17 protein-coding genes and 1 pseudogene are annotated in these 22,861 nt (G+C 70.7%); 12 read left to right on the top strand and 6 right to left on the bottom strand.

Annotation, left to right across the window (positions count from 1 at the left end):
- Nucleotides 1–101 precede the first annotated feature (101 nt).
- The 6 genes and pseudogenes from D7X74_RS11735 to D7X74_RS45260 all read left to right on the top strand — a co-directional run bounded on the left by D7X74_RS11735 (nt 102) and on the right by D7X74_RS45260 (nt 8,332).
- Nucleotides 102–2,351 (top strand): PrkA family serine protein kinase, encoded by a 2,250-nt coding sequence (locus D7X74_RS11735; protein ID WP_120533026.1) that lies wholly within the window; start codon nt 102–104, stop codon nt 2,349–2,351.
- Nucleotides 2,352–2,502: 151 nt separating this feature from the next.
- Nucleotides 2,503–3,393 carry a serine protease gene (locus tag D7X74_RS11730; RefSeq protein WP_120533025.1) on the top strand — a complete coding sequence of 297 codons (891 nt, stop codon included), beginning with the start codon at nt 2,503–2,505 and terminating at the stop codon, nt 3,391–3,393.
- A 93-nt stretch (nt 3,394–3,486) separates the two neighbouring features.
- Nucleotides 3,487–3,942, top strand: a complete 456-nt coding sequence (locus tag D7X74_RS11725) for a cytidine/deoxycytidylate deaminase family protein (RefSeq protein WP_120533024.1) — start codon at nt 3,487–3,489, stop codon at nt 3,940–3,942.
- 255 nt (nt 3,943–4,197) lie between these two features.
- Nucleotides 4,198–4,860, top strand: a complete 663-nt coding sequence (locus D7X74_RS11720; protein ID WP_199732765.1) for a HAMP domain-containing histidine kinase — start codon at nt 4,198–4,200, stop codon at nt 4,858–4,860.
- A 70-nt stretch (nt 4,861–4,930) separates the two neighbouring features.
- Nucleotides 4,931–6,370, top strand: coding sequence for an enhancer binding protein Nla6 (gene nla6 / locus D7X74_RS11715; RefSeq protein ID WP_120533022.1), 1,440 nt, complete (start codon nt 4,931–4,933; stop codon nt 6,368–6,370).
- 287 nt (nt 6,371–6,657) lie between these two features.
- Nucleotides 6,658–8,332: pseudogene (locus D7X74_RS45260) on the top strand (ArsA family ATPase).
- A gap of 16 nt (nt 8,333–8,348) precedes the next feature.
- On the opposite strand, the gene D7X74_RS11705 reads toward D7X74_RS45260, so the two are convergent.
- The gene (locus D7X74_RS11705; RefSeq protein ID WP_120533021.1) at nt 8,349–8,828 is read right to left on the bottom strand and encodes a hypothetical protein; all 480 of its coding nucleotides are present in this window, start codon (nt 8,826–8,828) and stop codon (nt 8,349–8,351) included.
- A gap of 100 nt (nt 8,829–8,928) precedes the next feature.
- Nucleotides 8,929–9,621, bottom strand: a complete 693-nt coding sequence (locus D7X74_RS11700) for a tetratricopeptide repeat protein (RefSeq protein WP_199741806.1) — start codon at nt 9,619–9,621, stop codon at nt 8,929–8,931.
- Nucleotides 9,622–9,713: 92 nt separating this feature from the next.
- Here D7X74_RS11700 and D7X74_RS11695 point away from each other — a divergent pair, with 92 nt between their 5' ends.
- Genes D7X74_RS11695 through cmk form a run of 3 tightly spaced genes read left to right on the top strand, consistent with a single transcriptional unit; the run spans nt 9,714 to nt 12,480 of the window.
- Complete coding sequence (locus D7X74_RS11695; protein WP_120533020.1) at nt 9,714–10,682, top strand: acetyl-CoA carboxylase carboxyltransferase subunit alpha; 969 nt, start codon at nt 9,714–9,716, stop codon at nt 10,680–10,682.
- Between the two features lie 14 nt (nt 10,683–10,696).
- Complete coding sequence (hisC, locus tag D7X74_RS11690; RefSeq protein ID WP_120533019.1) at nt 10,697–11,788, top strand: histidinol-phosphate transaminase; 1,092 nt, start codon at nt 10,697–10,699, stop codon at nt 11,786–11,788.
- Nucleotides 11,785–12,480, top strand: coding sequence for a (d)CMP kinase (cmk, locus tag D7X74_RS11685; RefSeq protein ID WP_120533018.1), 696 nt, complete (start codon nt 11,785–11,787; stop codon nt 12,478–12,480). The genes hisC and cmk overlap by 4 nt, the downstream gene beginning before the upstream one ends.
- A 42-nt stretch (nt 12,481–12,522) precedes the next feature.
- Here cmk and D7X74_RS11680 read toward each other — a convergent pair whose 3' ends face one another.
- On the bottom strand, nt 12,523–14,658 hold the full coding sequence (locus D7X74_RS11680) for a transglycosylase SLT domain-containing protein (RefSeq protein ID WP_120533017.1): 2,136 nt from the start codon (nt 14,656–14,658) through the stop codon (nt 12,523–12,525).
- Nucleotides 14,659–14,954: 296 nt separating this feature from the next.
- Between D7X74_RS11680 and D7X74_RS11675 the strand changes: the two genes are divergently transcribed.
- Entirely contained in the window at nt 14,955–15,188 is a 234-nt protein-coding gene (locus D7X74_RS11675; protein ID WP_014396719.1) for a hypothetical protein, read from the top strand.
- 255 nt (nt 15,189–15,443) lie between these two features.
- Here D7X74_RS11675 and D7X74_RS11670 read toward each other — a convergent pair whose 3' ends face one another.
- Together D7X74_RS11670 and D7X74_RS11665 are read right to left on the bottom strand one after the other, a co-directional pair.
- Nucleotides 15,444–17,063: a CAP domain-containing protein gene (locus tag D7X74_RS11670; RefSeq protein ID WP_120533016.1), complete on the bottom strand. Its 1,620-nt coding sequence runs from the start codon at nt 17,061–17,063 to the stop codon at nt 15,444–15,446.
- The gene (locus D7X74_RS11665; protein ID WP_120533015.1) at nt 17,060–17,359 is read right to left on the bottom strand and encodes a DciA family protein; all 300 of its coding nucleotides are present in this window, start codon (nt 17,357–17,359) and stop codon (nt 17,060–17,062) included. Before D7X74_RS11665 ends, D7X74_RS11670 begins: the two co-directional genes overlap by 4 nt.
- 190 nt (nt 17,360–17,549) lie before the next feature.
- Between D7X74_RS11665 and D7X74_RS11660 the strand changes: the two genes are divergently transcribed.
- Nucleotides 17,550–20,129, top strand: a complete 2,580-nt coding sequence (locus tag D7X74_RS11660) for a dickkopf-related protein (protein WP_120533014.1) — start codon at nt 17,550–17,552, stop codon at nt 20,127–20,129.
- Between the two features lie 97 nt (nt 20,130–20,226).
- Complete coding sequence (locus tag D7X74_RS11655; RefSeq protein WP_120533013.1) at nt 20,227–21,105, top strand: GGDEF domain-containing protein; 879 nt, start codon at nt 20,227–20,229, stop codon at nt 21,103–21,105.
- A 42-nt stretch (nt 21,106–21,147) separates the two neighbouring features.
- Here the strand turns inward: D7X74_RS11655 and D7X74_RS11650 are convergent.
- On the bottom strand, nt 21,148–22,861 hold a 1,714-nt coding region (locus tag D7X74_RS11650), incomplete at its 5' end, for a lysophospholipid acyltransferase family protein (protein WP_147446548.1).

The following is a 22,861-nucleotide window of genomic DNA, read 5'->3' as shown; positions in this document are numbered from 1 at the left end:
CGGGGGACGGGAACGAAGGTCATCCCCCGGGGTTCACATGCGACGGCCGGGCGCCGTGGCTACATCCGAGGGATTCACCCACGCACCAGAGGGGAGCCGCCGTGGAAGCGAAGGGCTATCTGCAGGAGGTAGGCGCTCAGGTCAGCGCTGACTTCGTCAAGAACCGGTCCATCCTCTCGTTCGAGGAGTACCTGACGCTCTTCTTCGCGGACCCGCGAGGCCAGGCGCGCAACGCGGCGCAGTACCTGCGGGATGTGATGGACCACTACGGCACGGAGCAGGTGCCGCACCCCACCGGCACCATCCGGCGCTTCAAGGTCTTCGACGCCCCCTCCACGGACCGGGACGGCCGCGTCGCCGGGCAGGAGGAGATCCAGAACGCGCTCTACCGCCTGCTGGGCAACTTCGTGCGCGCCGGCCGCATCAACAAGCTCATCATGCTGCACGGCCCCAACGGCAGCGCGAAGTCCAGCCTGGTCAACGCGCTGAAGCAGGGGATGGAGGACTATTCCCGCCAGCCCCAGGGCGCGCTGTACCGCATCGCCTGGGTCTTCCCGTCGGAGAAGCTCATCAAGGGCTCCATCGGCTTCGGGGAGCGCCCGGGGACGGGCTCCGGCGAGGGCGAACTGACCACGTTCGCCCACCTGGACGCGGAGTCGTTGGACCTGCGGATGCCCTGTGAGCTGCGCGACCACCCGCTGTTCGCGGTGCCCCCGTCGGAGCGCAAGAACCTGCTGGAGGGCGCGCTCAAGAAGAAGGGCCTGGGCGACGGGAAGACGGAAGACTTCATCCTCTCCGACTACCTGCGCGACGGTGAGCTGTGCGCCAAGTGCCGGCGCATCTACACCGCGCTGCTCAATTCCTACGGCGGCGACTACCTCAAGGTCCTGCGGCACGTGCAGGTGGAGCGCTTCTACGTGTCGCGCCGCTACCAGGTGGGCACGGTGACGGTGGAGCCGCAGATGAGCGTGGACGCCGCCGCGCAGCAGATCTCCGCGGACCGCACCCAGCTGAACCTGCCCGCCGCGCTGCACAGCACCGTGCTCTTCGAACCGCACGGCCCGCTGGTGCACGCCAACCGGGGCCTCATCGAATACGCGGACCTGCTCAAGCGCCCGCTGGAGGCCTTCAAGTACCTGCTGGGCTTCAGCGAGACGAGCGAGGTGCCCCTGGAGCCCTTCGTGCTCCAGTTGGACGAGGTGCTCATCGCCTCCTCCAACGAGAAGCACCTGTCCGCCTTCAAGGAGCTGCCGGACTTCGCGTCGTTCAAGGGCCGCATCGAGCTGGTGCGCGTGCCGTACCTGCGCCGCTACAAGGTCGAGCAGGAGATCTACGACGCGCAGATCACCGCCACCAGCGTGGGCAAGCACGTCGCACCGCACGCGACGGAGGTGGCCGCGATGTGGGCGGTGCTCACGCGCCTGAAGAAGCCCATCCCGGACCGCTATCCGCCCAACGTGAAGCCGCTGGTGGATCAGGTGGCGCCGGTGGAGAAGCTGCACCTGTACGAGGAGGGTGGGGCGCCCGGGCGCTTGAGCTCGACGAACACCAAGGAGCTGCTCAAGCTGCGCGAGGAGATGTACGAGGAGTCGGAGTCCTATCCGAACTACGAGGGCCGCTCCGGCGCCAGCGCGCGTGAAATCAAGACCGCGCTCTTCAACGCCGCGCAGAACCCCGACTACAAGTGCCTGCACGCGCTGGCGGTGCTGGAGGAGCTGCAGGCGCTCTGCAAGGACAAGAGCGTCTACGAGTTCCTCCTCCAGGAGGTGATGGACGGCTACCACGACCACGAGGCCTTCGTGCGCGTGGTGGAGACCGAGTACCTGGACCGGGTGGACTCGGAGGTGCGCGACTCCATGGGGCTGGTGTCGGAAGGCCAGTACCGCGAGCTGGTGGAGCGCTACATCCAGAGCGTCAGCCACTGGGTGCGCGGGGAGAAGATGCGCAACCGCGTGACGGGCGAGTCGGAGAAGCCGGACGAGGCGCGCATGGCGGAGGTGGAGGCCATCGTGATGCCGCAGGGTGAGGCGCCCGCGGACTTCCGCCGGGGGCTCATCGCCTCCATCGGCGCGCACCGGCTGGACAACCCGGAGGGCGTGATGGACTACCCGCGCATCTTCCCGGACATGTTCAAGCGCCTGCGCGACCACTACTTCGAGGAGCGCAAGCGCGTGCTGCGCAAGAACAAGGAGAACGTCCTCAAGTACCTCTCCGAGGACCGCAACCAGCTCTCCGCGCGTGAGCAGTCGCAGGTGCAGGGCACGCTGAAGACGATGGCGGAGCGCTACGGCTACTGCGAGTTCTGCGCGAAGGACGCCATCCTGTTCCTCATGCGCCAGCGCTACGCATGAGGTGAGGCGACAGGCACGGGCAGGCACTCGGAGAAAGAGGATGCCTGCCCGCCTGCTTTTCAATCCGGGCCCGGGCTCGGGATGATGGGGACCGCTACCGACTCGCGCGTGTCGTCGTCTCCCGTCCCGCCTCTTCCTGCCTGGAGCGTTGATGAACCGGTTGCTGTTGGGCACCCCCGTCCTGTTGGCCCTCGTGTCGTGCGCCAGTGCTCCCTCCCCGGGCGCGGCGCAACCCCCGGTCGCGATGCACACGCAGGCCCCGCTCGTGGTGGAGCGCGTGCGCTCGATGCCCGCGCCCGTGGCCCAGCCGACGCGCAAGGCGATGGTGCGGCGCATCCTCCCGCTCAACGTGCGGCTGGTGACGACCGAAGCCGGCAAGGTGCGCCGCTCGGCGTCCGGGGTCGTCATCGGCACGGAGGTGGGTGACGCGGGGCCCGTCAGCTATGTGCTCACCAACGCGCACGCGGTGGAGCAGGGCGACCTGGTGGAGCCGGTGCTCAAGGTCGTGTTGGATCGGCGCGCGGAGTCGCACGAGTACGCGGCGGAAGTCGTCGCCACGGGTCAGGTGCCGGACGTGGATCTGGCGCTGCTGCGCGTGAAGGGCGTGACGTGGGCCGTGGCGGACCTGGCCACGGACGACGAATTGGAGCCGGGCGAGGACGTGGTGGTCGCCGCGTCCCCCTACGGCCGCGCGCTGTCCATCTCCGGCGGCATGGTGTCCCAGGTGGAGTGGGATCAGGAGACGAAGCACCCGCGCATGCTGAAGACGGACGCGCCCATCGGGTACGGGGCCTCCGGCGGCGGCATCTTCAGCCTGGAGACGGGCAAGCTGCTGGCCATCGTGGAGGGCTACCGCACCGCGAAGGTGGACTTCGAGGTGGCCGCCCAGAACTTCAGCTTCGATGTCCCCATGCCCGGGGAGACCTTCGCCGCGCCCAGCGCCAAGGTGCGCGGCTTCCTCCAGGCGAAGGGCTTCGGCCGCCTGCTGGAGCGCGGCACGGACGCGGACGGTGCGGGTCCGCAGAAGACCGCGAGTCGCTGATTGGACGTGGCGGGTCCCGCGCTGGATTCGTGAACTGGACAGGGCGTCCCCCGGCGGTAGAGCACGGAGGGCACGTCATCTGGAGGTTCGCGCATGTCCGCTCGGGGCAATTGGGATCAGTACTTCATGGACATCGCCCAGCAGGTGGCCACCCGCGCCACCTGTGATCGCAAGCACGTGGGCGCGGTGCTGGTGCGCGACAAGACCATCCTGTCCACCGGCTACAACGGCGCCATCCGCGGGCTGCCCCACTGCGACGACGTGGGCCACATGATGGAGAACGGCCACTGCGTGGCCACCGTGCACGCGGAGGCCAACGCCATCATCCAGGCCGCGAAGAATGGTGTCTCCATCGACGGGGCGACCATCTACACGACCGCCAGCCCCTGCTGGCCGTGCTTCAAGCTGATCGCCAACAGCGGCTGCACGCGCATCGTCTTCGGTGAGTTCTACCGGGACCCGCGCATCTTCGAATACGCCGCGCGCCTGGGCCTCCAGCTGATCGGCGTGGGCCCCGCCGCCCAGCCTCCCGCTCCCACCGGCACCTGAGAGCGGCGCGTTGTCCGGCGTTGGACAGACCCTGGACACACCCTGAAGCGAGGGCAGGGTCTCCGTTGGCTGAAGGACACTTGGATGCGGTCGTAAGTGTGCGTCGCCACACGGGAATTTCAGAACTCCGGCAAGAATTACCGACCCAGGGTTGCCAATCCCCAGGGTGCTCCCTAAATCCTGGCTCCGGTAGGGCGGCGGCGGGGGCGGGGTGACGGAAATTCCGAGGAGTTCCAGGTGGTTAGCTCATCCGCGATGGCCAGCAGTGTGTCCCCTGTCCAGGAAGTGTCGGATCCCGTGGTGGGCGCTGCCCGCTACGACGCCGTGCCGGCGCTGATGGACAGCCTCCTGCACGACGTCCGCAATCCGCTCAATGCGCTGGCCATCCACCTGGAGGTCCTCTCCGAGAAGCTCAAGGGTGAGTCCGGCCAGGTGCCGGCCACGCAGGAGAAGAACCTCAAGGCCATGCGCGAGCAGATCCAGCGCGTGGACGGCCTGCTGAAGCTGTTCTCGGACTTCATCGTGTTTCGCGGCGCGGGCCCCTCCGGGGACGCCTCGCTGTCGGACGCGACGGGCAAGGCGCTGGACGTGCTGGGCCACGAGAGCCGCCGACGCCGCGTGCAGGTGAAGCGCGACATCGAACCGGACGTGCAGGCGCGGCTGGAGGACACCACCGAGCTGGGCTTCTTCCTGGTGCAGGTGCTGATGCGCGCCTTCAACCGCGCGGACTCCGGCAGCACCGTGGTGGTCTCCGTGCGCGCGGAGGATGCGTTCGCGGTGCTGGAGGTGGAGGACGGCTCCACGGGGCCCGAGCAGGCGTCCGACACCGTGGCCGCCCTGACGCTCCGCGCGGCCCAGCTGGGCATCGAATTCGGTATCCAGGCGGGCTCCTGCCGCCTCGTCTTCCCGCGCGCCTGATCCCCCTTTCGGGCGCTGACGGACTTCTTTTCTATTTTCATCACGCTTCATCGCAGTGGAGGTTTTCACCTTGGGCAGCGCACGAATCCTGGCCGTGGATGACGAACGTGAGACCTGCGAGGCCCTGGCGGAGATGCTGTCCGCGTGGGGCCACAAGGTCGAGACCGCGTTCGACGGGCATGACGCCCTCCGCAAGGCCGGTGAGTTCCGGCCCGACGTCGTCCTGTCGGATCTGGCCATGCCGGAGACGGACGGCCTGTGGCTCCTGCGCAACCTGCGCGAGGAGCTGCCGGATTGTCCGGTGGTGTTCCTCACCGGCCGAGGCACCATCGACACCGCGGTGGAGGCCATCCGCGAGGGCGCGTACGACTTCATCGTGAAGCCGCTGGACACCGCGCGGCTCAAGGTCTGCATCGACCGCGCGCTGGAGAAGAAGGAGACCATGCGCGAGGTGCAGACGCTCAGGCGTCGCCTCAAGCAGCTGGGCTCCACGGACCTCATCGCCAGCTCCACCGGCATGCGCAAGGTCATCGAGATGATGGAGAAGGTGGCCCCGTCCAAGGCCAGCGTCTCCATCAGCGGCGAGTCCGGCACGGGCAAGGAGGTGGTGGCCCGCACGGTGCACAACCTGTCCCTGCGCCGCGACAAGCCCTTCATCGCGATCAACTGCGCGTCCATCCCCGCGACCCTCATCGAATCCGAGCTCTTCGGCCACGAGCGCGGCGCCTTCACCGGCGCGGATCAGCGCCGTCCGGGCGTCTTCGAGATGGCCCACGGCGGCACGCTCTTCCTGGACGAATTGGGGGAAATCCCCATCGACCTGCAGGCGAAGCTGCTGCGCGTGCTGGAGGAGGGCCGCCTGCGCCGGCTGGGTGGCAAGGTGGAGATCGAAGTGGACGTGCGCGTGCTGTCCGCCACGAACCGCGACCTGAAGCAGGAGATCAAGAACCAGCGCTTCCGCGAGGATCTCTACTTCCGCCTCAACGTGTTCCAACTGCACCTGCCGCCCCTGCGCGAGCGCCGGGAGGACGTGCCCATCCTGGTGCAGCACTTCGTGGACAAGTTCCGCGGGGACTCCGCCAAGCGCGTCTCCGGCGTGCACCCGGAGGCCATGGAGGTGCTCAAGAACTACGACTGGCCGGGCAACATCCGCGAGCTGCGCAACGCCGTGGAGCGCGCCGTCATCCTCTGCGACGGGGAGCTGATCACCCGCGAGCACCTGCCGCCCGACATGGCCGGCAAGGGCCCGGAGCGCCACACGTTCAAGCTGCCGTTCGGCCTGAGCCTGGACGCGGTGGAGCGCGAGTACATCCTGGGCAGCCTGCAGCGCAACGGGAACAACAAGGCACGCACGGCCGAGGTGCTGGGGGTGAGCGAGAAGACGCTCTACAACAAGCTCAACCGCTACGCGGCGGAGAACCGGGCCCAGGGCACGCCGGGCGGCGGAAACCTGGGCGGCCAGGGCAACGACGGGCCCCTGGGCGCCAACAGCAGCTACCTGACCCGCTGACCCCACGGGTAGGCGGAACTCCCGGGATTTCGGGCCCTTGAAACCGCACCGGAAGATGCGCGGGCAGGGCCTTCCCGGGCGGCCAGGAGGGCAGGGGGAGGTCTCGAAAACCCCTGTCAATTCTTGACTTTTCACCCCTGGACGGGGGATCCTCCGCACCTCTCCCACCCGTTGGTGAGGGCCCGGCCGGGAAGGTTCTTACCGGGCCACTTCCGCCCCCCTGGGCGCGGTCGTCCGACGTGAGTCATCTGGGGTGCCGCCGGGGGGGCACAGGAAGGCTACACGCAATGAGCGACGCGCGAGTTCTTCACTTCTTCGGCGGCAAGGGCGGGGTGGGCAAGACCACGCTCGCGGCAGCGTACGCGGTGAGGCTCTCCGAAGACGCTCCCAAGCACAAGGTGCTGGTGGTTTCGCTGGATCCGGTCCAGTCGCTGTCGGACCTGCTGAAGAAGAAGCTGCCGACGAAGCCCACCAAGCTGCAGGCGGGCAAGGGCGAAGGCGGGCTGTGGGGCGTGGAGCTGAACCCCGCCGCGCTGCTCAAGCCGTTCCTCGCGGAGTACCTCCCGGCGCTGGCGAAGGCGGCGGTGAAGGGCACGCACCTGTCGGACGAGGAGATGGGCAAGCTCTACCAGCAGGCGGTTCCGGGGCTGGAAGAGCTGGTGGCCCTCTTCCACGTGGTGGATCTGCTGGACGCGGGCGAGTTCGACCGGATCATCGTGGACACGGCGCCGACCAGCCACACGCTGCGCCTGTTCGACATGCCGGCCCAGCTGCGCAAGTTCCTGGGCTTCGTGCGCGCAGGTCAGGACCGCGCGCCGGCCTCCGGGGGCAAGGGCAAGAAGTCCGAAGCGGCCCTGGCCTCCACGGGTGGGTTCCTGGATCAGGTGGGCCAGAAGGCGGAGAAGCTGCTCGCGCTGCTGAAGGATCCGGCGCGCACCGCGTTCCACCTCGTGACGCTGGCGGAGCCGGTGCCGGAGGCGCAGACGCGCTCGTACTTCACCCAGCTGCGTGAGCGCGGTCTGCCGGTGACGGAGGTCATCGTCAACCAGGTGGAGGATCACGAGGGCTGTTCGTCATGTCAGGGCCGCCGCGGCGGTGACGCTGACGGAGAAGGAGGGGCCGGTGCTCCTCATCTCCACGGATCCGGCGCACTCGCTGTCGGACGTGCTGCAGAGCCGGCTGACCGACACCGAGACCCAGGTGAAGGGCACCAAGGGCCTGTACGCGCGCGAGCTGGACATGGCGGGCTGGTTCAATGCCCTGCGCAAGCGGCTGAAGGAGAAGGCGGAGAAGGCCTTCGAGGGCGCGCCCAAGGCGGGCAACGACGTGCCGGCGGATCTGCTCTACCTGCGCAACCTGCTGGAGTGCGCGCCCCCGGGCATCGACGAGCTGGCGGCCATGTCCGTCCTCACCGACGCGCTGGTGCAGGAGCGCTTCAAGCGCATCGTGGTGGACTCGTCGCCGGTGGTGATGTCCGTGCGCGTGGTGGAGCTGGCGGACACGGCGAAGACGTGGCTGGGCGCGCTGCACACGGTGCTCAACAAGCACCGCGCCAAGGGGCTGGCGGACCTGGCGGACGACATCGCGGGGATGATCAAGCACGTGAAGCGCTTCGAGGACGCGCTGGCGTCCCCCAGCGAGTCGCGCTTCGTGGTCGTCACGCGCGGCGAGGAGCTGGCGGCGTCCCGCACGGAGCGGCTGGTGGAGTACCTGAAGGAGCGCAAGCTCCAGGTGGAGCGGGTGCTCGTCAACCGCGTGGGCCCCAAGTCCACCTGCGAGAAGTGCGAGAACCGCCGCAAGCTGGAGCTGAACGCGGCCAAGGCCATCGAGAAGAAGATCGGCCTGCCGGTGACGATGGCGCCCGCGCTGGGCCGTCACCCGGCCGGACTGCGCGAGCTCAAGGCGTTCCGCACCGCGTGGTACGCGCTGTCCGCGCCGCCCGCGAAGATCAAGGCGGCCTGACGCGACGCCTGACTCCCTAACGGGGGCCGGGCAGCAGCAGCTGGGACAGCGGCAGCCGGTGCGGAATCACGCGCCGGGCCTGTCCCAGCAGGTCCATGGCGTTCGAGCGCAGGGAGCGCAGGCCCTGGGGCGCCGGAAGCTGTTCCCGGTCCAGGTGCGTGGCCCACGCGGGGCCGGCGAGCAGCAGCACCACCGCCGGCACGATGCACAGCCCCACCACCGCTCCAGCGCCGCCCAGCGTGCCCACGAGCCGCAGCGTCGGGGATGCCTGGATGCGCGGGCGCTGCAGGGCCGCGAGGATGCGCGCGAAGAGGGCGCCGCCGAGGATGCCCAGGCCGGTGGCCAGCAGCCAGCTCAGGCCCCCCAGCGTCGTGCCCAGCACCGGCGCCAGCAGCTCCGGGGCCGCGGCCCCCAACAGGAAGGCGAGGACGAAAGGCCCCGCCGCGACAATCGCCACCAGCCCCCACTGCCTCGCGTTCAGTCCGTGCACAGGCATTCCCCCGCTTCCGCAAAAGAGGATGGGCACCGGCAGGCAGGCGCGCCAGGGTGATGCGCCCTTGCGCGGGTGTAGGCGTGCGCGGGACGTCACTTCCGTTTCAGGCGTCGCACTCCGAGGGGCTGTCGGTGAAGGAGCCCAGTGCGTCCGGGAAGGTGAGGACGCCCCCGGCGCTCAGGGTGCCCAGGAGGGGCTTCTTGCCCGGGAGCGTCACCTCCACGGCGCGGCCCCGGACGGTGTAGGTGCCCCGGGTGCGGGACTCGTGGGGCGTGCCGGAGTCGTCCACGTCCCGGTGCCAGAACTCCACCCGCCCGCCGTCCTGGAAGCGCAGGGAGCGGGTGGTGCCGTAGACGCCGACGCCGGGGCCGTACCAGGACACGGCGCGCACGAGGGCGGGCACGTCCGACTCCTTCTCCGGGGTGCGGCCCAGGAGCTTCTGCCAGCCGAGCGTGTCCCGGATGACGTCCAGGTCGGCGTCGGCCTTCGCCCGCTTGAGCCGGCGCGGGTCCAGGCGCACGGCGGTGGTGAGCTTCTCCACGATGACGTCGCGGTGGGCGCTGTACTCGCACACCTTGCCCTGCTTGCGCAGCAGGCCCAGGGTGGCGGCGACGTTGTAGTGGGCCAGGGCGTAGTCCGGCTTCGCCTGGGCGGCGGCCTGGAACCGGGCCAGGGCCTCCGGGTAGTTGCCGGCCTGATAGAGCCGGAATCCCTGGGTGTTGAGGGCTTGGCCCGAGGGGGGCGTGGGCGGGGTGGCGGACAGCGTCAGGGCCAGCAGGGACAGGGCGAGGACCATGTCGCTCCAGACGGGAGGGGGCCTGGGACATTCCAGGGGTGCGTAACCGCTTGCGCGTTGAAAGGCTTGAACCCTGGTGCTAGTTCCGCGCCATGGCAACCGGCATTGGCTACGCGCTCGACTTCGAGCGCCCGCTCATCGAGCTGGAGAAGAAGATCGAGGAGCTGAAGGTCCTCTCCACCAGCGGCACGGTGGACTTCTCCTCCGAGATTTCGAAGCTGGAGAAGAAGGCGAAGAAGCTCCAGACGGAAATCTTCAGCGACCTGACGCGCTGGCAGGTGGTGCAGTTGTCGCGCCACAACGCCCGGCCGTACTTCCTGGACTACGTCCAGCACCTCTTCACGGACTTCTTCGAGATGTGCGGCGACCGGCACTTCGGCGAGGACCCGTCCATCGTCGGCGGCTTCGCGCGCTTCGACGGCAAGCCGGTGATGGTCATTGGCCACCAGAAGGGGCGCAACACGAAGGAGAACATGGCGCGCAACTTCGGCATGCCGCGCCCGGAGGGCTACCGCAAGGCGCGCCGGCTGATGGAGCTGGCCGAGCGGATGGAGAAGCCCATCCTCACCTTCGTGGACACGCCGGGGGCGTACCCGGGCATCGGCGCGGAGGAGCGCGGGCAGGCGGAGGCCATCGCCGTCAATCTGGAGGTGATGAGCCGGCTGCGCGTGCCCATCATCTCCACGGTGGTGGGTGAGGGTGGCTCCGGCGGCGCGCTGGCCATTGGCGTGGGCAACCGCGTGCTGATGTTCCAGAACAGCGTCTATTCCGTCATCAGCCCGGAAGGCTGCGCGTCCATCCTCTTCCGCGACGCCACCAAGGCGGACAAGGCCGCGGACGCGATGCGTCCCACCGCGCCGGACCTCCTGGAGATGAAGATCATCGACGAGGTCATCCCCGAGCCTCCCGGCGGCGCGCACCGCGACCCGGCCAAGGCGGCGGAGGCCCTGGGCAAGACGCTGCGCAAGCACCTGGGGCAGTTGGCGGAGCTGTCGCCGGACGCGCTGGTGCACGACCGCTACAAGAAGTTCCGCGCCCTGGGCATGTTCTCCGGCAAGTAAGAGGTTCATCCCGCATGCGACCGCTCGTTCCTCCCTACGTCGAGACGCTCAAGGCCTACGTTCCGGGCAAGCCCATCGAGGAGACCGAGCGGGAGTACGGCCTCACCGGCGTCATCAAGCTCGCCTCCAACGAGAACCCGCTGGGCCCCTCGCCCCGCGCGGTGGAGGCGATGAAGAACGCCGTCGCGTCCGTGCACCTGTACCCGGACGCGACGAGCTTCCACCTGGTGCGCCGGCTGGCCACGCACCTGGGCGTGAAGCCGGAGGAGGTCGTCCTCGGCAGTGGCTCCAACGAGCTCATCGAGCTGTTGATGCGCACGTTCACCACGCCGGAGGAGGAGATCCTCCTGTGCCAGGGCTCGTTCCCGGCGTACCGCATCTCCGCGCAGGCGCACGGCCGTCCGTTCGTGGAGGTGCCCATGCGCGAGGGCTTCCGCTACGACCTGGAGGCCATGGCCCGCGCCGTCACGCCGCGCACGCGCATGGTGTTCCTGGCCAACCCGGACAACCCCACGGGCACGGCGTTCGGCCGCAAGGACCTGGAGACGTTCCTGGCCGCGGTGCCCAAGGACGTGCTCGTCATCCACGACGAAGCCTACGCGGAGTTCGTGGACTGGCCCGACTACGCGAGCGGCGTGGAGCTGTTCCACGCGCACCCGAACCTCGTGGCGCTGCGCACATTCAGCAAGATCCACGGCCTGGCCGGCATCCGGCTGGGCTGCGCGGTGATGGACGCGAAGCTCGCGGGGTACGTGCACCGCACGCGGATGCCCTTCAACCTCACGGTGGTGGCGCAGGCGGCGGGCATGGCGGCGCTGGACGACACGGAGCACGTGCGCCAGACGCGGGAGAACAACCACGCGGGCCTGCGCTTCTACGAGCAGGAGCTGCCGAAGCTGGGCGTCACGCTGTCCCAGAGCCACGCCAACTTCGTCTTCGTGGACTGCCACCGGCCCGCGGGCGCGGTGTACGAACAACTGCTGCGCCGGGGCGTCATCGTCCGGCCGATGGCGGGCAACGGCTTTCCCACCTGTCTGCGCATCTCCGTGGGCACGCCCTCCGAGAACGCGCGGTGCGTGAGCGCGCTGAAGGAGATCCTGTCATGAGCCCGCGTCCGTTCATCGTCGCCATCGACGGGCCGGCCGGGGCGGGCAAGTCCACCGTGTCCAAGCTGCTCGCGCGCCGGTTGGGGTTCGCGCTGGTGGACACCGGCGCCATCTACCGCTGCGTGGCGTTGATGGCCTCGCGCGAGGGCATCGCGTTCGACGACGACGCGAAGCTGGGCGAGCTGCTCGGGCGCGTTCGCATCCACTTCCAGGTGGTGGGCGAGGAGAACCACGTGTTCCTGGGCACCGAGGACGTGTCCGGGGAGATCCGCACGCCGGCCATCTCCATGGGCGCCTCGCAGGTGTCGGGCCGGCCGGTGGTGCGCGCGGGGTTGCTCGCGCTCCAGCGCAGGTTGGCGCTGGAGACGGAGGCGGGCGCCATCCTGGAGGGGCGGGACATCGGCACGGTGGTGTTCCCGGACGCGGACGCGAAGTTCTTCCTCGCGGCCGACCCGGAGGTGCGTGCGCGCCGCCGCTTCGAGGAGCTGTTCCAGAAGGGCGTGGACAGCAGCCTGGAGGCCGTCCTCACGGATCAGACGCAGCGGGACACCGCCGACTCCGAGCGGACCGTGGCGCCCCTGAAGGCCGCGGACGACGCGGTGCGCGTGGACTCCAGCAGCATGCCCCTGTCCGACGTCGTGCGGACCCTGGAGCAGGAGATTGAACGCCGCCGGGCGGCCCGCGGCGGCTGAAGCGTTCGCGGCGGCGCAGGGCCCGCCGCGACGCCGCCTCCGTCAGAAGCTGACGCCGTCCGTGGCGGGCGGGGGTACCGTCATCGCCAGCCGGGCCCGGGTTCCGTCCTTCTCGTAGAAGCGGTGGTACAGGTACAGGTCCGCGAGCACCTGCTTCACGTAGCCGCGCGTCTCCCGGTAGGGGATGGACTCCACGAAGAGATCCAACGGCAGCGTGCCCCGCTCCTGCGTCCAGCGCACCGCCGCCTTGGGCCCCGCGTTGTAGGCCGCCGCCGCGAGCGCAGGGTGGGCGAAGCGCTTCATCAGCTGCGCCAGGTACCACGCGCCATAGCGGATGTTGCGCTCCGGGGCGAAGAGGTCCGCCGGGGCGGGCGCGGGCTCCGACATCTTCAGCGCGATCTCCGTGGCCGTGGGCGGGATGATCTGCATCAGCCCGCGCGCGTCCGCCGCGCTCATGACCTCCGGGCGGAACGCGCTCTCCCGCCGCATGATGGCCCACACCAGGAACGGATCCAGCGCCTGCCGCGTGGCCTCCGCCTCCACCGCCTGCGAGAACGCGCGCGGATAGAACGCGGCCAGTGCATCCGGGGCCTTCGCTCCGAACGCGCGGCCCCACAGGTAGCGCGCCGCCACGATGTGCGCGTGGCCGTACTCGCCCAGTTGCAGGAGCGCGTGCGCGAACGGCAGCGCCTGGTCCGCTGAGCGCAGGCCCGACACGCGCGACTGCACCTCGTCCGCCGCGTCGCGGAAGAGGCCCGCGCGCGTGAGGGCCACCGCCAGCTCCAGCTCCGGAGGACGGGGCAGGGTGAGCTGCTTCGGCGGCTGCGGGAAGGCGGCTGGCGGAGTGCGTCCCAGCTCGTGCAGTCGCTCCGAGGCCAGCAGCGCATAGAACGACGCGGGCGCGGCGCTGATGACCGCCTCGTAGGACGGGCCCACCGTGGCCGCCTTGGCGCCCCCCAGCTCGTCCGCGCGCGCCATCCAGTAGCGGGCCTGCGGCGCGAGGGACGTCTTGGGATACGCCGTCACCAACTCGTCCAGGGCCTGCTTCGCCCGGGGGTACTGCTCCAGCCGCAGGTGCGCCAGGGCCCGGAACCACATCGCCTCGTCGCGGCGGCGCGAGCTCTTGTAGCGCTTCTCGTAGTCCGCGAAGGACTTCGCCGCGTCCTCGAAGCGGCCGCCCTGCATGTCCAGCCACGCGGCGAAGAACGCGCCTTCCTCGCCCGCGGCCTGGGACGGATACGCCTTGTCCAGCGCCACCATCAGCGCGCGCGCCTTCGCGTTGTCATCCGAGCGCAGCGCCCGGCGCGCCACCACCAGCGCGGCCTCCGCGGCGATGGCCGGCGGCCCCTTGCGCGCCACCGCGAGCGCCTTCTCCGCTTCCTCCGGCTTGCCTCGCGCGAAGAGCACCTGGGCCCGGAGCAGCGCCACCTGCGCCTGCGCGGGGGCGCCCTTCACCAGCGACCGCTTCTCCGCCGTCTCCAGCTCCTCCTGGGCCCGGGTCGCCGCGCCCGCGGAGAGGAACCCCTTCGCGCGCTGGAGGTGTTCGGGGAGGGTCAGCTTCACCGCGGGCTTCAACGCGGCCAGCTTCTCCAGCGCCTCCTCCGCGTAGGGGTGGGTGGGAAAGCGCAGCGCCACCGCCTTCAGGTCCGCGCGCAGGCCCGCGGCGTTGCCGGTGGCCGTGCGCGTCAGCGCCCGCTGGAAGAGCAGCTCCGGGGTGGGCTGCGCCGCCGCCGCCGACTCCAGCACCGGGGCCGCGTCCTTGGGCCGGTGGGCCTCCAGCAGGGCCTCTCCCAGCCGGGCGCGGGCGCGCACCGCGAGGGCCGGGGAGGCCTTCTCCAGCGCCCGTTCGAAGTCCCCGGCCGCGCCGTTGGGGTCGCCCGCGTAGAAGCGCGCCTGTCCCAGGTAGAAGGCCTGGAAGGCCTCCAGGGGCGGCGGGGCGGGGTGCCGGGCGAGCAGGTCCCGGGCCAGGGCCGCGTCACCGTCGGAGAGGACCAGGGTGCCGGCGAGCAGGCCCAGGCGGCCGGCATCGGGGCATTTCTTGGCCTCGCAGGCGGTGAGTTCGGCCTGGGCGAGGGCGGCGGCGTCAGGCCGGTGCAGGCGGACGGCCTCCAATGTCGCCGGGGACTGCCCCAGCGCCACCCCCGTCACCCAGCCCGCCACCCAGCCCGTCCAACTCATGGAATCTTCCTTTCACATCGCGGCCTTGCGGCATCGGAACGAGAGGTTTGAAGTCGACATTCCCCAACAGGTGGGCGGGGGTCGGTTTGACAGTCGGCCCGACAAGTCCTAGATCCCGCGCCCACGGGCTGGTCCAGCGGGTTGTCCACCCGTTGCGCGAGCCGGAGGGAATCCTTACGTTGCGCCGCCGTTGAGCGCTACTCCGGACCGCCGTCGTGTCGTCAGGCGTACCTGTCGTCGGTAGCACTGCTCGTTCACAGACCTCGGGGGGGGAAACAGCTCATAGGGGAGGCTCCATGAAGCCGTGTCCATCCGATCTGCCGCAGACCATCAATCCCGAAGCCGGCCCCAAGCGGGCAGGCGTCGAGACGCATCGCAACCTGAACTGCAACCACTACGACAACTGCCTCGATGAGGCCGTGCGTCGTGGGTGGCAGTCGTTCACGTGCATGAAGTGCCCGATGTACGCAAACCTCGCGCCTCCGCAGATGGGGCTCGAGGCCTATGCGACCCAGCGTCGCCCCGTCTAGTTATCGACGGGCGCGCCCTTTTGTTTCGGGGTGCTGATGCTGTTTTCCGGCCACGCCCGAAGGGGGACGTGGCCGGAGTCCGCGTGGACATCCCTTCGTCGCGCCTCCGCCCCCGACCTTCCGGCCAGGGAAAACGGTTGGCGGCCCTGCGCTTGATGTCAGGGCATGGGATGCGCCGTGATGAAGTTCCAGAGCACCGTGTTCGCCTGGAGGTCCGACGTGACGTCGCCTCCGCACTGCGTGCGCGTGCGGCGCTCAGTGGACCGCGGCGTAGATGACGGCCACCCAGTACTGGCCCTGCCCGAAGCGCTTGGAGTTGCCCTTCACCAGTCCCACGCCCACGCGGGTGTTGGTGGCGGTGGCGAGGCTGCGGGATTCAGGGATGGCGCCCGGGTCTCCCACGACGAAGAAGTCCACCGCCGCCGTGCCCGCGTCGGGCAGCACCGAGAACACCCGCTCGTGCAGGGGGGACGGGTCGCCCGCGCCGGCGGAGGGTTCGTCCTGGGCGAGTGATTGGCGGGCGTGCTCCCGCGCCAGTCGCTCCAGCGCATCGCTGCGCACCAGGGGCGGCAGCTTGAGCGTGGCGCGGTGCCGGGCCAGGGCCTCGTACGCGTCGGACAGCGGATCCGTGGAGGCCGCCGTACCGGGCGCTGCCGCGGTGAAGACCTCCGTGAGGATGGCCTGGTTGCGCCCGTCGACCTTCTGGAAGGCCACGCCCACGCCCATGAAGCGGAAGGTGGGGTCCATCAGGTTCTTGCGGTGGCCGGGGCTGTGCTCGATGCCGAAGTGCGCGGCGAGCGGGCCCGCCGCCAGCCCCAGGTTCTCCCCGGCGCGGATGTAACGCGTGCCCTCCGGCAGCCTGCTCGTGAGGGTGGCTCCGTCCGGCGCGACGTGGGCGAAGAAGCCCTCGGCGGCCATGCGCGCGCTGTAGCGCAGCGAGACGTCCTCCAGCGTCGGATCCGGCGCGAGCTCCGTCAGGTGGTGTGCTCGGCGCAGGGCGTTGATGCGCTCGTAGAGGGCCTCGCGGGCCTCGGCCAGGGTGGTGGGCTCGCGGGTCGCCTCGCGCTCGCCGCGCTCCGAGCGCGTGCCCACCTGTACGAGGAACAGCGAGGCCACCTCCGGTCCCGCATCCCCCTGGCCCACCACCTCCACGGTGTAGGCGCCGGGGTGGGTGAATGGCAGCCGCGCGCAGAAGCCGGAGGTCCCCGACGGTGCGCGCGACAGGGGAACGCCTTCCACCTCGCCATCCGGCCGGGTGATGAAGACCTCGGGACTTCGCAGCGGGGACACCAGCCGGCCGCACACCATGCGCTCCGTCCTGGCCGCGGCCAGCGCGCGGGGGAAGGGGAGGACCTCCGCCTTGCGGTCCGCGAGCAGCAGCACCAGCGCGGCCCGCTCTCCCAGGAACGCCACGCCCACGCCGTAGTGGCTCGCGCGCTCGCTGTTGAAGTCCGTGCGGGCGAGGAAGGTCCCGATGGCGTGCGCGTGCACCCAGGCGCGGATGACCAGGACCCGGGGCGACGGATCCGCGGCGCCGGACTCACTGACGGCTTCGGTCAGGGTGAGCAGGTCGGGGGCCCCGGTGGTGAACTCGCTCAGGGCTTCGCGCGCGAGCCGCCGGGCCGCGGTCTCCAGGGCCTTGTCGCTGGTGGGCGCGCGCCGGCCCACGCGCTCGAACTCGCGGGCGACGTGCATGCGGGCCCGGGCCTCTTGCGACTGTGGCGTCTCCGCCGCGACGGGAGGCTTCAGGGCCTGGGCCGCCGGGTCGATGGGCGTGACGGAGGCCACCTTCGAGGGCGGTGGCTCGGCGGAGGCGGGGGACAGGGGGCCCCATGCCGTGGCGAGCAGCACGCCCAGCAGCGCGGCCCTCCTCATCGGGACTCCAGTTGGAAGGCGAGGGCCGTCACGGTGCCGGGGCCCAGCTTCTCGTTGAGCCGCTCGCAGAGGGACGGGGCCTGTCGGGTGAGGGCCTGGGCCCACTCCGCGTTCTCCACGGTGATGACGAGCGTCTTGCCCTCCAGGTGGTGCGGGCGGCTGTGGCGCGCGGTGTTCTCCCCGGCCGCGGCCACCCAGAGCGGCATCAGCGACATGGCACGGCCCGACTCACCGGCGAGGCGCGCCAGCACCTTGGGAAGCAGGCTCTCCAGCGTCTTGGGCTCACTGCGCGCCATCGTCGGGCGATTCTGGGACCCCGGGCGCCGGATTCCAACCGACACTTGCCTGCCCGCCCGTTTGATTTCCCGCCCGCCCGGGCTCCCACGGTGTTCCCGGATGTGCGCAGGGGATGAGACGGGCGGGTCGCGTCACGGGCGCTCCCCCTGTAAGGTCCGGGCAAGGCCGGTCCCCCTCGGAGTTCCCCCCATGCGTCCAGTCCCCCTGACGGTCCGGTCCCCCGGCCTCGTGCTCGCATTGCTGTTGGCGTGCGCCATGGGCTGCGCGATGGACGACGCGAATGGTCCCATCATCCAGGGCGAAGGCCCGGGTGCCGCGTGCACGGTGGACCAGGACTGCGCGGATCCGTCCCTCTTCTTCTGCAACACCGCCCTGTCCCGCTGCGAGGCCGCGTGCCGGAGCGACGAAGACTGTTCGGTGGAGCGCCGGGGATCGCGGTACGCGCTCCTCGCCTGTGAGCAGTCGCTGGGCTGTCGCTGTGACGCGAGCCGCTGTGTCCCCGCCCTCTGCACCGGGGATGACGCCTGTGAAGCGGGCCAGGTGTGTCGCGACGGCACCTGCGGCAGCCCCCTTCCGGAGAACATCGCCGCGGGCTGTCGCGTCGTGCCGGAACGGATCGTCGCGCCCGTGGGCACCTCCGTGCGCTTCGAGGCGTGGGTGTCCGACGGCAAGGGGCAGGCCGTCGTCCTGAGCCAGGGCATCACCTGGAAGGCCGTGGCCGCGCTCGTGACGGGCAGCGGCACCGGGGCCCGGGCCACCTTCACGCTGGCCTCGCCCGGCGCGGAGACCGAAGCGGTGGAGGCCCGGGTGGGCCCGGCCACGTGCCGCGCGCGCGTCACCGTGTTGCCAGCCCATGTCACCCCGGATTCGCTGCGGGTGCTGGTGACGGATGCGCTCACCGGGCATCCCATCGAAGGCGCTTCGGTGCTGGTGTCGGACACGCTGGGCCAGACGCTGGCCCGCGAGTCGACGGACGCGGTGGGCGTGGCCGTGGTCGCCGCGCGGGGCGAGGTGGGCGTGTCCGTGTTCCACGAGGACTTCGGCTACCTCACCCTGGCCCACTACGACACGAAGGGCTCGCGCGATCTGCGCCTGCCCCTGCGCCGCAACCCGGCGGACCGCGAGGGTGGGGTGCGCGCCCTCTTCAACAACTTCGCGCCGGTGGGGTCCGGTGGCGCGCTGACCCTGGGGCTGACGGGCCTGTCGGTGCCAGGGCTCGCGTCGGAGGCGGCCCCCGGACAGGTGGCGGGACCCGAGCGGCCGGTGGACCTGCGGCTGGGAAGCTCGACGCGCCAGTTCCTGGTGCCGGACAACGTCTGGGTGTTCGGACTGGGCGTCTTGTCACAGCCCGATATCGTCGCGCCTGGCATCGCCGGCGTCTGTGATTCCCGGCTTCGCGAGGTGGCGGAGCCGGAGGTGGCCATGCGCACGGGCGCCTGTGGCACGCGCTCGGCGTGGGCCCTCACCGCGCAGGTTCCGTCGGGCGAGCTTCCGGCGGGGATGATGGATCCGGGGACGGATCCGCTGCTGCTCCTGGCACGCGCGCTGCCTCAGTCGGGGCGGTTCTCCTCCTCCCTCTCACGCGACGTGCAGTTCACGCTGCGACCCCCGGGCGGGGGAGAAACGGTGCTCGGCCCGTTGGTGGCCCATGATTTCCAGCAGGTGCCGCTGGGCTTCCCGTTCGTGGTGCGCATCCCCGCGCTTCCGCGCTTGCGCGACGGCTATCCGGAACGCGCCGTGGTGCTGGGCACGGTCGCCGCGCCCGGCCGGGGCCTGGTGCCGCTGGGCCTGGGCGCCGCCGTCAACACCAGCCCGTCGGATCCGCTCACGGACACCCAGCCGGGCCTCCTGACCCCGGGGTTCGTGCGCGTGCGCATGGCCCCGGCGCACCACGGTCTGGAGGGGCAGCCGTACCGGTTGCTCGCGCTCGCGTCGTCGGGTTCCCTGGTGGGTGAAGCGTCCGCGGGCACCGCCACCAGCGCGGTGTTCGCCCCGCTGGAGGCGCCCCGCTTCGATCCGGAGGGCACTCAGCCGGTGACGTTCTCCGACGCCTTCCTCGCCGTCCCGGAAGGCTCCCGCTACAACCCGGACCTGTTGCCGTGGCACGGCCTGCTGCCCCGCGAATGGCGGCTGGACGCCACGGTGCCGCTGGCGACCGTCGTGCGCGCGACCTTCACCAACGCGGCTGGACGGCGCTGGATGGTGGTGATGGACGGCCGCCGCGCGGTGTCCGGCGTGCGCCTGCCCGTGCCTTCGTCGGGCTTCGAGGACCGAACCTTCCAGGGCGACACGGAAGGCTCGCGCGCCTCGCTGTCGGTGGAGGCCCTGCGCGTGACGACGGCGGAGGGCGCGTCGCTCGGCGCTCCGGCGCTGGCGGAGTCCGGTGGGTTTGCTCCGGAGGCGCTCGCGGAGGCGACCCGCTCCGTGTCCACGCTGCACCAGGGCCGCCCCCAGGTGACGTGGGTGGATCCGGCGGAAGGGGCTTCGCTGGACCGTGGGGCCACCGTGCGGGTGCGGGTGGACGGCTTCCATGTGGGCCCCGGGCTCACCGACGACGGCGGGGTGCTGCTCAGCGTGCGCGGTGGCGGCCCGGGCTGCGACGGCGTGCTGGTGTCGAGCGACCTGGCCTCGCGGTCGGGCGAGGTGTCCCTCGCGCTGCCCGCCACGTGCTCGGGCACGGAGGTGGTGCTCGCGGCGTCCCTGGTGGATGGGCTGCACCTGCCGCTGCGGCCAGCCGTCACCGCCGTGCGCACCGTTCGGGTGCCCTGACGCACCAGGGTGTCAGTGCTTCTGCGACCTGGGAAGGCACCCATGCCGGCCGTGAATTCGCTTTCACGATTTGCGCGGTGATACGTTTACCGACGCCATGGGCCAGAAGGAGACGGTCGTCACCGTCATCTCGAAGATCTCCGAGCGCCCCGTCAACCTGGACGCGGCGCTGGTGGTCATCTACGGCCTGGACCTGGGGCGTAAGTTCGATTTGACGCGCGAGGAGACCCTGATTGGTCGCTCGTCCAAGGCGGACATCCAGATTGATCAGGAGGCGGTGAGCCGCAACCACGCGCGGATCACCAACACCACGAAGGGTGTGCGCATCGAGGACCTGGGCTCCACCAACGGCACGTTCGTCAACGACGACGTGGCGGCGGGAGGCCGGTCGCTGCAGAACGGCGACCTGGTGAAGATTGGCCGCACCATCTTCAAGTTCATCGCGGGCGGCAACATCGAGGCGGCGTACCACGACGAGATCTACCGGCTGACCACGATGGACGGCCTGACGCAGATCTACAACCGCCGCTACTTCGACGAGCAGCTGGACCGCGAAATCTCCCGCAGCCGCCGCTACGAGCGCACGCTGTCGCTGGTGATGCTGGACCTGGATCACTTCAAGGAGGTCAACGACACCTTCGGCCACCTCGCGGGGGACTCGGTGCTCAAGCAGCTGGCCTCCACCGTGCGCACGCGCATCCGGCGCGAGGATGTCTTCGCCCGCTACGGCGGCGAGGAGTTCGCGCTGCTGCTGCCTGAAATCTCCCTGGGCGGCGCGCGGCAGCTCGCGGAGAAGGTGCGCAAGCTGGTGGAGCGGCAGCGCTTCGAGTTCGACAAGCAGGTCGTCCCCGTCACGCTGTCGGTGGGCGTCGCCACGCTGGAGCCGCACCACCGCGAGCCCGCGGAGCTGGTGCGCGCGGCGGACGAGCGCCTCTACGAAGCCAAGACCCAGGGGCGCAACCGCGTCTGCGGCTGAAGCGCCCCCGGTCGTGCCGGTGCCTCCCCGCGAGGCCTTCAGCTAGCCCGCGAACACGGAGCGGCGCTCGCGCAGCAGGGCCTGGAGCATGGACTGGATGGCTTCGCGCGTCCGTTCGGTGAGCCGCTGCACCTCGCCCAGGTCGTCCGCGGACTCCGGGGGCAGCCCCTCCATCGTCAGGGGTTCGCCGAAGCGGATGGTCCACTTGGCCGGCAGCGGGCCCGGGGCGGTGAGCGGCAGCGACGGGAACCCGAGGAACCCACCGGGGATGCGGCCCAGCAGCGGCGACGTCTCCTCCGCGCCGACGATGGCCACCGGGACGATGGGCGCGCCGGTGCGCAGGGCCAGCTTCACGAACCCGCCGCGTCCGAAGCGCTTGAGGCGGTAGCGCTCCGCGAACGGCTTGCTCGCGCCCTGGTAGCCCTCCGGGAAGACGACCAGCGGCCGGCGTTCGTCCAGCAGCCGCAGCGCGTTCTCCGGCGAGGCGCGCACGGCGCCCAGGCGGTTGAAGAGGGTGCCCAGCATGGGCGCGTGGAAGACCTGATCCTCCACCAGCCACCGCGCTTCGAGCAGATCCGGGCGCTCGCGCAGGAGCACCTGGGACATCACGAGGCCGTCGTAGGGCAGGGCGCCGGAGTGGTTGGCGACGAGGATGGCCGCGCCCCGGGGCACCTGGTCCACGCCCTCCACGGACACGCGCCAGTACTGCTCATAGAGGAAGTCGAGGACCGGCTGGAGGTTCTCCACCAACCCCGCGTCCTTGCCGTAGTCGTCCAGCCGGCTGCCGCCGCCGGTGCCCAGGCCGGTGCGCACCGCTTCCATCAGGCCGTGCATCGCGCCGACCGCGCGTCCCAGGCCGTCGCTCGCGAGCGCCTGACCGGCGATCTCCTTCGCCAGGGAGAACATGCCCGCCGCGCGCCCCGCGAACCCCGTGGGTGGAGCGGCTTCCTCCGGACGGGCGAAGACGGAGGCGTCCTGCTCCGGGTCGTCCCGGCGGGGAACGTCGTCGTCGGTCACGATCGACAGGGGGACGCGGCGGCTGGGTGGCAGCTCGTCGTGGGACTCGTCGGGCAGTTCAACCTCCGGCTCCACGTCGGTGGGGGCCGCGCCCGCGATGATGGAGACGGAGATGGAGACGCCGTCCTGCTCGCCACGCTCCGAGCCTTCCGGCAGGTCCTCCCCGTCAGGGTTGCTTCCGGGAACACGCTCCGGATCCCGTTGCCAGGCGTCGGCGGTCCACACGTCCTCGCCCTCGTCCGGGGCGGGTACGGGCACGGGCACGCTGTCCGGATTCCGCTGCCAGGCGTCGGCGGTCCAGACCTCCTCGGCTTCGTCCAGGTCGTGGGCGTCGCCGTCCTCGGCGGTGGAGAGGGCGCGCTCCTCGGGGGAGGTGGCCTGGCGATCCATCACTTCGTCCACGGCGACGCCGGCGGTGGCCTCGGCCACCTGGGTCGCGACCCTGGTGGCGAGGTCCCGTTCGGAAGTGGTGTCTTGGCCGTCGTCCAGGACCTGCCGCACCGCGGACTCGGCCAGCTCGGCGACGAGCTCCGTCGCGAGGACGCGCTCGATGTCCCGGTCCTGGCCCGGACGTCCCGGGAGCAGCTCGTCCACGGCGGACTTCGCGGCGGCCTCCGCCGCGTCGGAGGCCAGGGCTTCCGTCATCGCGCGGTCCACCGTGCGCTCCTCGGGACGCGAGGTGCGCACTTCGTCCGCGAGCACCTGGGGCCTGGAGGGCCGCGAGGCCTGGGTGGGATGG

It is taken from the genome of Corallococcus sp. CA047B (genome assembly GCF_003612065.1).
In the GTDB taxonomy this organism is placed as follows: domain Bacteria; phylum Myxococcota; class Myxococcia; order Myxococcales; family Myxococcaceae; genus Corallococcus; species Corallococcus praedator.
The sequence above is the reverse complement of the archived record's forward strand: the minus strand, read 5'-3'. Positions and strand labels throughout refer to the sequence as shown.